At 68.9% G+C, this 12,151-nt stretch carries 7 protein-coding genes; 2 read left to right on the top strand and 5 right to left on the bottom strand.

Translation table 11 applies throughout. The annotated features are described in order from the left end of the window. Window positions 1–11 precede the first annotated feature (11 nt). Both cysQ and nudE read right to left on the bottom strand, forming a co-directional pair. Entirely contained in the window at window positions 12–815 is an 804-nt protein-coding gene (gene cysQ / locus A9K58_RS13910; protein ID WP_065199894.1) for a 3'(2'),5'-bisphosphate nucleotidase CysQ, read from the bottom strand. Then, on the bottom strand, window positions 812–1,375 hold the full coding sequence (gene nudE / locus A9K58_RS13905; RefSeq protein WP_065199893.1) for an ADP compounds hydrolase NudE: 564 nt from the start codon (window positions 1,373–1,375) through the stop codon (window positions 812–814). The genes cysQ and nudE overlap by 4 nt, the downstream gene beginning before the upstream one ends. A 77-nt stretch (window positions 1,376–1,452) precedes the next feature. On the opposite strand from nudE, the gene bioA reads away from it, so the two are divergent. After that, the gene (gene bioA, locus A9K58_RS13900; RefSeq protein WP_065199892.1) at window positions 1,453–2,844 is read left to right on the top strand and encodes an adenosylmethionine--8-amino-7-oxononanoate transaminase; all 1,392 of its coding nucleotides are present in this window, start codon (window positions 1,453–1,455) and stop codon (window positions 2,842–2,844) included. Beyond that, window positions 2,835–3,572, top strand: a complete 738-nt coding sequence (locus A9K58_RS13895; RefSeq protein WP_065199891.1) for a 16S rRNA (uracil(1498)-N(3))-methyltransferase — start codon at window positions 2,835–2,837, stop codon at window positions 3,570–3,572. The genes bioA and A9K58_RS13895 overlap by 10 nt, the downstream gene beginning before the upstream one ends. 93 nt (window positions 3,573–3,665) lie before the next feature. On the opposite strand, the gene A9K58_RS13890 is transcribed toward A9K58_RS13895, so the two are convergent. From A9K58_RS13890 to A9K58_RS13880, 3 genes are read right to left on the bottom strand one after another with little or no spacing between them, the layout of a single operon-like run. Next, window positions 3,666–4,130 (bottom strand): chemotaxis protein CheW, encoded by a 465-nt coding sequence (locus A9K58_RS13890; protein ID WP_065199890.1) that lies wholly within the window; start codon window positions 4,128–4,130, stop codon window positions 3,666–3,668. Then, the gene (locus A9K58_RS13885) at window positions 4,127–5,449 is read right to left on the bottom strand and encodes a chemotaxis protein CheB (protein WP_065199987.1); all 1,323 of its coding nucleotides are present in this window, start codon (window positions 5,447–5,449) and stop codon (window positions 4,127–4,129) included. The genes A9K58_RS13890 and A9K58_RS13885 overlap by 4 nt, the downstream gene beginning before the upstream one ends. Then, window positions 5,436–12,116, bottom strand: coding sequence for an Hpt domain-containing protein (locus A9K58_RS13880; RefSeq protein ID WP_065199889.1), 6,681 nt, complete (start codon window positions 12,114–12,116; stop codon window positions 5,436–5,438). The genes A9K58_RS13885 and A9K58_RS13880 overlap by 14 nt, the downstream gene beginning before the upstream one ends. Window positions 12,117–12,151 lie beyond the last annotated feature (35 nt).

Raw genomic sequence — 12,151 nt, 5'->3', positions numbered from 1 at the left:
GGCCTCCAGGGTCAGTCGGACAACCAGTCGCGCCATGGCAGGCTGGTGTCGCCAAGTGCGATGAAGTCGCCGTTCAACAGCGTCTCGCGGCGGTTGTAGCGGAACGGCTTGCCGGTCACCGCCGACAGCACCGCGCCACCCGCGGCGTGCAGCACGCACTGGCCGGCGGCGGTATCCCATTCGGAGGTGGGTCCCAGTCGCGGATAGACATCCAGGCCGCCCTCGGCGATGCGGCAGAATTTCAGCGAAGACCCCTGCACCACGGTTTCAATGTCACCCATGCGACCGAGCAGGGCGATGGTCTCCGGTGAACGATGCGAGCGGCTGGCAGCAACCCGCAACGGCGCGGTCGCCGGTGTGCGGGTGCGCAGCACGGTGTCGTGCACTCCCTGGCGGCGATACGCCAGCTCGCCGCGCATCGCGTGCCAGACGATGCCGGTCACCGGCGCCTGGACCACGCCGAAGGCCGGCGCGCCCTGGTAGATCAGCGCGATGTTGACGCTGAACTCGCCGTTGCGCTTGACGAAGTCCCGGGTGCCATCGAGCGGGTCGACCAGCCAGTACGCGCCCCAATGCCGGCGCTGTTCCCACGGCACCATCGCTGATTCCTCCGAGAGGATCGGCAGGTCGGGGGTCAGCTGGCGCAGGCCCTGCTGGATGATCCGGTCGGCGGCCAGGTCAGCAGCGGTGACCGGGCTGTCGTCGGCCTTCACGGTGACGTCGAAGCCGTCGTTGTAGACCCGCATGATCGCCCGCCCGGCTTCCTGGGCGATGGCGATGGCGGTCTCGCGCAGATCCGTGGTCAGCTTGATCATCGCCTGCCCTGCAGCCACTGGCGGGCGATGAACAGCGCCGCCAGCGAACGTCCCTCGGAGAAGTCCTCACGCAGCATGAGCTGGTCCAGGTCGGCCAGTCTCCACGGCACCACTTCCAGTTCTTCCGGCTCATCGCCGGCCAGCTTTTCCGGATACAGGTCGCGTGCCACCACCAGCCACGACTGATGGCTCATGTAGGTCGGGGCCAACGTCATCGCGCGCAGCACGTCGATCCGGCGCGCACCGTAGCCGGCCTCTTCCTTCAGCTCGCGATCGGCGGCCTGCCCGGGGGTCTCGCCGGCATCGATCCGCCCCTTCACCAGGCCCAGCTCATAGCGGTGCATGCCGGCGGCGTATTCACGGACCAGCAGCACGGTCTCGTCATCAAGCATCGGTACCACCACCACCGCGCCATGGCCACGGCTGACCAGGCGTTCGAAACGGCGACGCTCGCCGTTGGAGAACTCCAGGTCCAGATGCTGGCGCTGGAAGGGGCCGTTCTCCTCATCGGTGATCCGATGGATGATCGGCAGGCGACGGCCGGCACGGGCATCGTTCATGCGGAATCTCCGTGACAGCCGGCGCCCGCGCCGGGGCCGATAGAATGTGCAGGCAGCAACATGTTCATGAGCCCGAAATGCTAGCAGACCCACCCCCCTCCCCGCTGGCCCTCCACTGGCGGCAGCGCGACCTGCAGGTGCTGTGGCACCCCTGTACGCAGATGCGCGAGCATCCGGATACCCTGCCGCTGGTGCCGATCGCCCGTGGCGAAGGCGCATGGCTGTTTGACCACGACGGCAACCGCTACCTGGACGCAGTCAGCAGCTGGTGGACCAATCTGTTCGGGCACGCCGAACCCCGCATCGGCGGCGCGATCGCGGCCCAGGCCGGGAAACTGGAACAGGTGATGCTGGCCGGCTTCGGGCACGAGCCGGCGATCACCCTGGCCGAGCGGCTGCTGGCGCTGGCACCGCGCCAACCCGGCCGCGCGCCCCTGGCCAAGGTGTTCTATGCCGACAACGGTTCGGCTGGCGTGGAAGTGGCGCTGAAGATGGCCTTCCAGTATTTCCAGAACCGCGGGGAGCGGCGGCGCACGCGATTCATCGCGCTGGAGAACGGTTATCACGGCGAGACCCTTGGCGCGCTGGCCATGGGCGATATTCCTCTGTACCGCCGCGTCTACGCACCGCTGCTGGCTGAAGGCCTGTTCGCGCCCTCGCCCGATGCCTACCTGGCCGAACCAGGCCAGGACCCGGCGGGTCGCGCGCAGCAGGCTGCCGATGGCCTGGCCTCCCTCTTCGATCGGCATCCCGGCGAAATCTGCGCGGTGATCATCGAACCACGGCTGCAGTGCGCCGGCGGCATGCGCATGCACGATCCGGTGTACCTGCAGCGCGTGCGAGCACTGTGCGATGCACACGGCGCGTTCATGATCGCTGACGAAATCGCCACCGGCTTCGGTCGCACCGGCACCCTTTTCGCCTGTGAGCAGGCCGGCGTGATGCCGGACCTGATGTGCCTGTCCAAGGGCCTGACCGGCGGCTTCCTGCCTCTGGCTGCAGTGCTGGCCACGCAGGCGTTGTATGAAGCCTTCCTCGACGACTCCCGTGAACGTGCGTTCCTGCATTCGCACAGCTATACCGGCAATCCGCTCGCATGCGCGGCGGCACTGGCGACGCTGGACATCTTCCGCGACGACGATGTGATCGCCCGCAACCGCGGCATTGCTTCGGTGATGGGTACGCTGGCGGCACCGTTCACTGACCATCCGCAGGTGGCCGATGTGCGCCAGGCTGGCATGGTGGTGGCCTTCGAGCTTTCCCGTGACGGCAACAGGCGCACGCCCTTCAACCCTGCTTTGCGGCTCGGCCTGCGGGCCTACAGGGCGGCGCTCCGGCGCGGCGTGGTGCTGCGGCCCTTGGGCGATGTGCTTTATTGGATGCCACCCTATTGCGTGGATGACGAACAACTGGAGCTGCTGGCGCACACCACGCTGGCGGCGATTGACGAGGCGATTGCATGCGCGTGACCCGCTGCCCCATCGACCTGGCGCTGCACAGCGGCCAGATCGTGACCCTGCCGGAAGAGACGGCCAATCATCTGGTGCGCGTGATGCGCCTGCGCGAAGGCGATGCCTGCGTGCTGTTCAATGGCGATGGCAACGACTACAGCGCGACGCTGACCGTGGCCGGCAAGCGCGACGTACAGGTCCGCATCGACGCCGTGCGGGCCGTCGACAATGAGTCGTCGCTGGCCGTCACCTTGCTGCAGGGCATTGCCCGCGGCGAGAAGATGGACCTGATCCTGCAGAAGGCCACCGAGCTGGGCGTGGCCGCGATCCTTCCGGTCAATGCCGAACGCACCGAGGTCAAGCTGGATGCGGCGCGTGCGGAAAAGCGCGTAGCGCACTGGAACAACGTGGTGACCTCGGCCTGCGGCCAGTCCGGACGCGCACGCATTCCCCGGGTGGGATCGCCGTTGTCGCTGGCCCAGGCGACCGCCGCGCTGCCGTCCGATGCGCTGCGACTGACCCTGGACCCGCAGGGCGCACATCGGCTGTCGACACTGGACAGGGTTCCGGCCGGTGGCATCGTGATCGCGATCGGCCCGGAAGGCGGCTGGTCTCCGCGTGACCGTGATCAACTGGCAGCCGCGGGCTTCCAGGGACTGCAGCTGGGACCGCGGATCCTGCGCACGGAAACCGCCGGCCTGGCCGCCATCGCGGCGCTGCAGGCGCGATTGGGGGACCTGGGGTAAGGCCGATCCGTGGTTATGGCGGCCGCTGGCCGGCACTACCGGGAATCCGCAACGCCCGAAATGGCGCCGGGCGCTGCCCCGGCAGACTGCCGATCAGGCCTCCAGCGAATCCAGCGCGGCTTCCAGCGCGTCCAGGTTCGGCAGCAATGCGCTCTGCTCACCCAGCAACACGCGCATGTGCACCGTCGGCGGGAGGGTTTCCTCGGAAGCATCCGCCAGCAGGCCATCCCGCGGCACCGAGATCAACTGCGGGAAATTCTGCGTCAGCAAGGCGTAATAGGGGCGTTGTGGGTTGCCACCCAGGGCCTTCAACACCACGACCTTGTTGTGGCTGCCCGCCACGTCCTCGCCCAGTTCCGAGAGGCGCGCGAACGACAGCAGCGGCACCTGCCAGCCGTGCCAGCCGATCTCCCCGACCAGCCAACGCGGGGCCCCGGAAACCGGCTGCACCGGTACCCTCGACATCATTTCAGCCACGGTGGCATTGGGCAGCAACACGCGCTCGCTGCCGGCCTGGATCAGAACGCCGCGGATCTCGTCATTGCTGGCGTAGCTCATGGTGCCTCTCCGTTGTCGTCGTCCACGCCCCAGCGCGCGGCAATCGCCCGCGCCAGTTCCTGCGGCTCGCCAGCCACCATGCCGGCAGCGACCACAGCGGTAGCCGCCGCCGGGTCATAGCAGCCTTCACCCACCTGCCCGGCCACCCAGGCACCGGCGGCGGCCAGGTCCAGTGCCGGCCCCACATGGGCCAGGTCGGCGCCACTGAGCAGCACCAGTGCCGTATGTTCAGCCGGCAGCCCGGCAATCACGATGCCGCCGGCATCACTCTGGAAATGCAGGCCATCGCTGGCCGCACGCACGCCGATGTCGTCGGCCAGCACGTGCACCTGGCCGGCCACCGCGCGCTGTCCAGCTTCGGCCAGCTGTACCGGCAACGGCGAGACCCGCGCCATCTGCTTGACCAGATTGCCGTAACGGCCACCATCCAGACGCATGTGCACCAGCACCGGAACGGCCAGCGCGGCCGGCAGCGCACCGAGCAGGCGGCGCAGGGCATCGGGCCCGCCGATGCCGGCGAGCACCAGCAGCGAGGCCGCGCGGGCACCGGCCGGCGCGGCAGCATCCAGATCGACCAGGCTCAGGTGATCGGTGTCGATTGAAGGCAGCGGCACTTCGGCACTGTCGGCGCGGGCGACGGGCACCGCTGCAGCCGATACGTCCTCGACCAGCGACCAGGCCGTGTGATCGAAGGAGGCGGCCGGCGCGGGCGGCACAGACGGTGCAGGTTGTGGCGGCAGCGGTTCGGGTGCGACCGGCTGCAGCGCCGCCAGCGCCTGCTCCAGCGCGATCGGTTCGTGCAGATGCGCGGGGGGCGAGTACGCGCTGTCCACCGGCGCCGCGCCGGCCCAGCTCATCGGGGACGCCTGGCCAGGCTGCAGTGCTTCTTCGCGCGGTTCCGGCACCACGGGTGCCGGCTGGCCGGGGTCCCGTTGCGGGTTCGATTCTTCTTCCGCGCCCGGCGGCAACACCTGCTGGTGGCCGTGCAGCTTCGCGGCCAGATGCCGGCCCCAGCGCTGGGCTTCCCAGCCATCACGGCGCGCGGCCAGCTCTGCCTCGTCGAATACCAGGGTCAGGCCCGGCGCGGACAGCACCGCTTCCAGGTGCTCCAGCGCATCTTCGATGGCCGCCTCCAGTGCGATCACCACGAACTGCGGGCGCGCGTCCCGCAGAACCTGCGGATCCAGCCCGTTGGGATCGTCTTCCAGCACGAGCTGCACCTCTGCGTGTGACAGCGCTTCACGCAGGCGCTCGCGTGCCGTGCCGGGCCGGGCCAGCAGAGCAACGGCCGGAGCAGGATGGACTTCACTCACGGACACGGGCGATCCCCAGCAGGTCATACACGTTGCGCATCAGGTCCAGTTCCTGGTACGGCTTGCCCAGGTACCGCTGCACGCCGATCTCAAAGGCACGCTGGCGGTGCTTGTCGCCGCTGCGCGAGGTGATCATCACGATCGGCACATCCTTGTAACGCGGGTCGGCGCGCATTGCCGTCGCCAGTTCATAGCCGTCCATGCGCGGCATTTCGATGTCCAGCAGCATCAGGTCGGGCACGCGCTCTTCCAGCTGCTCCAGGGCTTCCACGCCGTCGCGGGCCACGCTCACCTCGAAGTTGTGGCGTTCGAGGATGCGGCCGGTGACCTTGCGCATGGTCAGCGAGTCGTCCACCACCATCACCAGCGGCATCTGCCGTTCCTGGCGCGGCGCGTTGGCCAGCACCGGTGCCGTGGGATTGGCGAGGAAGCGGCGCACCAGGGGGGCCACGTCCAGGATCACCACCACGCGGCCATCGCCGGTGATGGTGGCACCGTAGATGCCCGGAACCGACGCGATCTGCAGGCCCACCGGCTTGACCACGATTTCGCGGTTGCCCAGCACCTGGTCGATCGCCACGGCAGCACGCAGGTCACCCGCACGGACCAGCAGCAATGGCACCTGGGCCTGGCCATCGGCACGCGCCGGGGCCTGCCCGACCAGGCTTCCGAGGTCATACAGCGGATAGTCCTCGCCGCTGTAGCGATAGCTGCTGTCGGCCGCTTCGAAACGCTCGCGCGACAGCCGGCCGATACCGCTCACCGAGGCCACCGGCACGGCGAAGGTGGTTTCGCCGATCTGTACGAATACCGCCTGGGTGACCGCCAGCGTCTGCGGCAGGCGCAGGGTGAAGCGCACGCCCTGGCCACGCACGGACTGGATGTCGACCGATCCGCCAAGCTGGCGCACTTCGTTGCGTACTACGTCCATGCCCACGCCACGGCCTGCCAGCTGGCTCACCTGGTCGGCGGTGGTGAAGCCGGAGGCGAAGATCAGGTTGTCCAACTCCTGCTCGCCCGGTTGTGCATCGGAGGCCAGCAGGCCACGGTCGATGGCGCGGCGACGGATCGCCTCGCGGTCCAGGCCGGCACCATCATCGGCCACTTCCAGCACGATTTCCGAGCCTTCGCGGTGCAGGCGGATGGCGATCTCGCCCTCTTCCGGCTTGCCGGCCACGCGGCGCTGTTCCGGCGATTCCAGGCCATGGGCAACGGAATTGCGCAGCATGTGCTCCAGCGGCGCAACCATCCGGTCAAGCACGTTGCGATCCAGTTCGCCGTGCGTGCCCTCCAGGGTCAGGTGTACCTGCTTGCCGGTGTCCAGGCCGGCCTGGCGCACGACGCGGCGCAGGCGTGGCACCAGCCCGTCGAAGGGCACCATGCGCGCGCGCATCAGGCCATCCTGGAGTTCCGAACTGACGCGCGACTGCTGCTGAAGCAGCGCATCGTACTGGCGCGACAGGTCGTCCAGCACGCCCTGCAGGCCGCCAAGGTCGGCCGCCGACTCGTTCAGCGCGCGGCTGAGCTGCTGCAGGGTGGAGAAGCGGTCCAGTTCCAGCGGATCGAACTTGTGGTCGGCCTGGTCCTGCTCGCGCTGGTAACGGGCAACGATCTGCGCCTCGGTTTCCAGGTCGAGGCGCCGCAGCTGATCGCGCAGGCGCGCATTGGTGCGCTCCAGTTCGCCCATGGCGCCACGGAACGCGCCGAGCTGCTGTTCCAGCCGGGAACGGTAGATCGCCACTTCACCGGCGTGGTTGACCAGACGGTCGAGCAGGTCCGCGCGCACGCGCACCTGTTCCTGCTGCGGACGCGCCAACGGATCCTCATCCGGCGAGCCTTCCACCGGCAGCGGCGCCGACAGCGGCACGTCGGCCACGGTGGCCGGCGCTGCCACCTCCTGTGCCTCGGCGACCACGGCCGCATGCGCGGCGGCAGCGGCAGCCACGTCGGGGCGGGTACGCGCCTCAAAGGCGTCGACCAGATCCTGCGCCGGATCGACCACGCGATGGTCGCCGGTGCGGGTCAGCAACTGGTGCAGGCGATCGAAGCCACGCTCCAGCAGTTGTACATCGCGACGCTCGATCTCGGTGCGGCCGGCGGCGACAGCTTCCAGCAACGATTCGATGCTGTGGCCGAGATCGCCGATGGCGTTGATGCCAGCCATGCGTGCACCGCCCTTGAGCGTGTGCAGATCGCGCTGCAGCCCGGCCACGACTTCGCGATCCTGCGGTGCGTCGCGCAGTTCGCTGATGAGGCCATCGCAATGGTCGAGCAGGTCCTTGCCCTCCTCGACGAAAATGTCCACCAGTTCGCGGTCGTAGACGCTGAAGTCGAGACGATCGGCATCGGCTTCTGCATCGGCTTCGTTGCTGGCCCCCGACCCGGCCACGGCCTCGCCTGCGGGTTCAGCCGCAGCTTCGGTTTCGGCGGCGACCGGCCACGCTTCAGTGGCAGCTGCTTCGTCCACGATCGGCGCGGCTTCCACCGCCGCCGCGTCCAGGCGTTGGCCCGGGGCCTCCTCCATTTCGAAGAACCGCACCGGGGCCGCCACGTCCACCGTCGCCGGGGACGGCAGGTCGGCGCTCTCTCCTTCACCGACCGCCGCCTCCCCGCCGACGTCCGCATCCTCGGCGAAGGCATCCGCCTCGCCCGGCGCGAGTTCGCTGGCCTGCAGGCCAAGCATGGGCCACTGCCCAGCGTGGGCCGCGGGCTGCTCTTCTTCGATCACGTGCAGGCCGGCCTCGAACGCGGCTTCCAGCGTGACCGGCTCGGCAAACCCAGGCACAGCCGTTTCATCCTGCAGGCTCGACAGCTCGCTGTCGAGTGGCAGTGCAGCAGGCACATCGACGAGCGCGCCGCCCGCGGCGTCGATCTCGTCGGGCAACACCGCATTCAGGTGGATTGCGTCAATTTCCCCAGTCGCAGGCATCTCGTCTGCGTCGCGGTCGTCCACCGGCAGGGCGCTGGCATCGAGGTAGGGCGACAGGTCATCGACCACCGTCAGGCCGGCATCGTCGCCCGGCGGCAGCAATACGGACACGCCGTCCGGATCATCGACTGCGGCCGTGGGCGCGCGCTCGCCCGCGTGGAGCGGCTCGACCGATGCGCCGCCGATGGCGTCGCCCGCATCCTGCGCCGACGTCCAGCCCGCATCGAAATAGCGCGAAAGGTCATCGCTGGATGTCAGCTCGTCGACATCCAGGCCGCCCCCATCGATGGTGCTGGCCGCATGTTCCGCGCCGTCCGCTGGACCCGGCGGCAGCACGTCCTGGTCCCACGCCGGCGCCATGACAACCACATCGGTTTCGGAAGCCGTCGTTACTTCGATGCCAGCGGCGGCCTCCAGCGACGCCTGCGCCACGCTGTCATCCGTTGCACCCAGGTCGTCGTCGCCGTCGTCTTCCAGCGCAACCATCGGCCAGCGCGCCTCCGGCAGTCCGCCGGCCAGCGCCTGCAGGCGTTGCACCAGTACCCCCTGCGGCGGGATGCGCGGCTGCTCGGCCTGCAGTGATTCCATGGTCGTGGTGATCGCCTGAGCAGCGGCGCCCAGGGCATCCACGCCTTCCTCGCCCGGCACCACGCCGGCGGCAAGTGCACGCTTGATGTACGACTCCGCACCGCCGGTGACGGCGGTGATTTCCGGCACTTCGGTCATCGCGAAGGCGCCGTTCATGGTGTGCACCGCGCGCAGCAGTGCGTCACTGACCGGCTGCTCCGCCTGCTGTGCCGATTGCAGCCATGCCTGCAGGGTCGCCAGGTGGACCTCCACCTCGGCTTCAAGAATCTCGCGCAGCACGCTGTCGATATTGGCAGGAGTACCCACCTGATCAGGTCTCGGACCAGCGTCGGCCTGTGCCAACGCGGCGGCCTCGGCGTCCAGAAGGCGGGTGATCTCGTCTTCGCTTTCCATCCCGGCCGGCGACGGGGCCGGTGCGGCAGGGGCCGGCAGCGGCACGTAGAACGTTTCCTCGCCGGCGCCAACCCGGTCGGCGATGGCCTGCATGGCCTGCAGGTCGACGCTGACGCGCTGGCCGTGGCGCAGCGCGGCGTTCAGCTGCGGCAACGCGTCGTGGGCGTTGTCGACCATCGCCAGTACCGCCGGCGAAGCCGGACGGCTGCCATCAAGCACGCGATTGAGCATGCCCTCGATCTTCCACGCGAATTCGCCCAGGGTCCGCGCGCCAACCAGGCGGCCACTGCCCTTGAGGGTGTGGAAGATGCGGCGGATCGGCCGCAGCCGGTCCATGTTGTCCGGCTGCATGCGCCAGGCCGGCAGCAGGCCACCGAGATTGGCCAGCTCGTCGTCGAACTCCTCCAGGAATACCTCGCGGATATCCTCGTCGATGTTCTCGGCGTCGTCGTCGAACCCGGCCTCGAAGCTGGCCCCGGTTTCGGCCACGATCGTCGCCGGGACGTCCGCAGCCGGAGCCGCCATGGCCTGCGGGTTGAAGTCGGCGGCCGCCGCACTCAGTTCAGCGAAGAACTGCGCGTCGGCCTCGCTGAAGTCGATGGGTGCGATGGTGTCGATCTCGATCACCGATGCGGCCGGAACCGGCGCGTCCTCCACAGGCACGCGCTCTTCGACCGCTGGCACGTCTTCCATGTCCAGGGTCGCATCGGCAGCTGCCGGGCTTTCGCCGGCCGAGGGCGACGCCGGCGCGGCGTCGACCCTCTCCAGCGACGGGCGCTGCCCGGCGTCGTCGTCCAGCGACAGCGTTTCCATGGCATGCAGCGACAGCACGTCGTCCGCGTTGTCCAACGCATCGGCGTCGAAGCGGAACACCACCTCATCGGCCACGGCGGCGTCAGCATCATGCTCCGCCAGCACCGGATCGAACACCGGCGCGGCATCGAAACCTGCGACGGCCGGAGCCTCAACGTCCCCTGCAGATTCGGCGGCCACGGTCGCCGCGTCCGTGCTTTCCGATGGGGGGGCGGCCGACAGCATCCACGTCGACGCATCGTCCTGCTCTGTTCCGGCCTGTTCGAAGCTGACCGGATCGAAGCTGGCGAACGTCGGGGCGCGCTCGTCATCGGCAGGCACGACCGTTCCGTTGGCCGGATCGAACGGGGCCAGTTCCCACTGCGGGACCTCCGGTGCCGGGGCGCGGGAGGCGGCGAAGACCAACGCAGAATCCGCATCGTCGTACCGAGCCGGCGGCGCCGCCCCGGTGTCCCCATCGCTGATCGCGCCGGTGGCGGAGAGTGTTCCCAGCGCACCGAACATCAGGCCGTTGTCGGTCACCACCGGCGCGGGGGGCGGGTCGAAGGTGAAGTCCGGCAACGGCACGGGCACGCTGCCCGCTGCGGGTGCGGCCGGCTGCACCGCAATCGCGATAGGGTCCGGCTGCACTGCCTCGATCTGCGGCGCCACGGGCTCACGCTGGACCGGCTGCGGCGCGGACGGTGCCGGCCCGGCCGCGCTGCGCTCAGGCAACGGCCAGTAGCGCAGCGCCTCGAGGCTGCTGCGGGTGATCTCGAGGATATCCTCGCGGCCCGGACGACGGTCGCGCAGGGCCTCCAGGTAGTACTCCAGGCTGGCCATGGCGTCGGCAAGGGTGTCCAGCTGGCGGCCACTGGGGACGCGCTGGCGACCGATCAGCTCGGCTTCGATGTACTGCTGGACGCCACGCAGGTAGTCGGCGGCCGTGCCCAGGTCGAGCATGCGCAGTGCGCCGGAGACATCGCCCAGCAGGCGCGGCACATCCTGCAGCTCGGCATGGTTCCAGCTGGTTTCGATGAAGGCGACGAAGTGCTCGCGCGCGGCGGCGAAGTTGGCGATCGCTTCGTGCGCCAGCACCTCTACCGTGCGCCGGTTCTCCACCGCGCTCGGGTCGTCCTCGCCACTGCCGCCAGCGCCCAGATGGGCAACCTGGTCATCCAGCGATGCATCTACGTACAGCAGGGCACCCGCGATATCCAGCAACAGGTTCTCGTCGATCTGCTGGCGTCCTTCCACCACGCCGCGCAACGCGTCGCGTTGCTGCACGACCACGCTGCGCGCCACGCCCAGGCCCATCATGCCCAGCGTATCGGCCACCGCGCCCAGTTCATTGGCCTGGATCTGCAGCTGCTCCGGCGGGCCATCGGTGCGCAGGTGCAGGTCCAACGCGTCCTTGATGCGCAGCAGTTCTTCCTTCACGGCGCTGCCGACCGTGTCCAGCAGCTCACGGTTGCGCCCGCTCAGGCTGCCACGTGCATGGTCCAGTTCGGCCTCGGTGGCACTGACGCTGTCCGGCGCGAAGGCCAGCAGCACGCTGTCATTGACGCCCTCTTCGCCGCGTGCCCCCCGGATTTCGTTGAGCAGCGGCATCAGTACGATCGGGATGTCACGATGGCCGTTCTGCAGGCGCTCCAGATAATCGGGCAGCAGCACGCTGCCGCGCATCAGGGTCGCGCAGGCCTCATCACGATCGGCCACGTGGCCGGCGCCAATGGCGTTCGCCAGCTGCTCGAGTTCCTCGGCCACCATCGCCGGCGCATACAGTTCGACCATGCGCAGGGTGCCCTGCACCTGGTGCAGGTAGCCGGCGCAGATGCGCATGCGGCTGGCATCGCTCGGGTCTTCCGCGTAGTACTCGACCTCGTTGCGCACCTGGCGCAGGGTCTCGTCCAGCTCGGGCTTGACCCAGCCCAGCGCTGCGTGGCTCATCGCATCGCGCAGACTGCTCATGGACGCGCTCCGTTCGCCGCCGCGCGGTGGCTGCG

The sequence above is a fragment of the Stenotrophomonas maltophilia genome, assembly GCF_001676385.1.
In the GTDB taxonomy this organism is placed as follows: Bacteria; Pseudomonadota; Gammaproteobacteria; order Xanthomonadales; family Xanthomonadaceae; genus Stenotrophomonas; species Stenotrophomonas maltophilia_J.
This window is presented reverse-complemented; position numbering and strand designations above follow the sequence as displayed.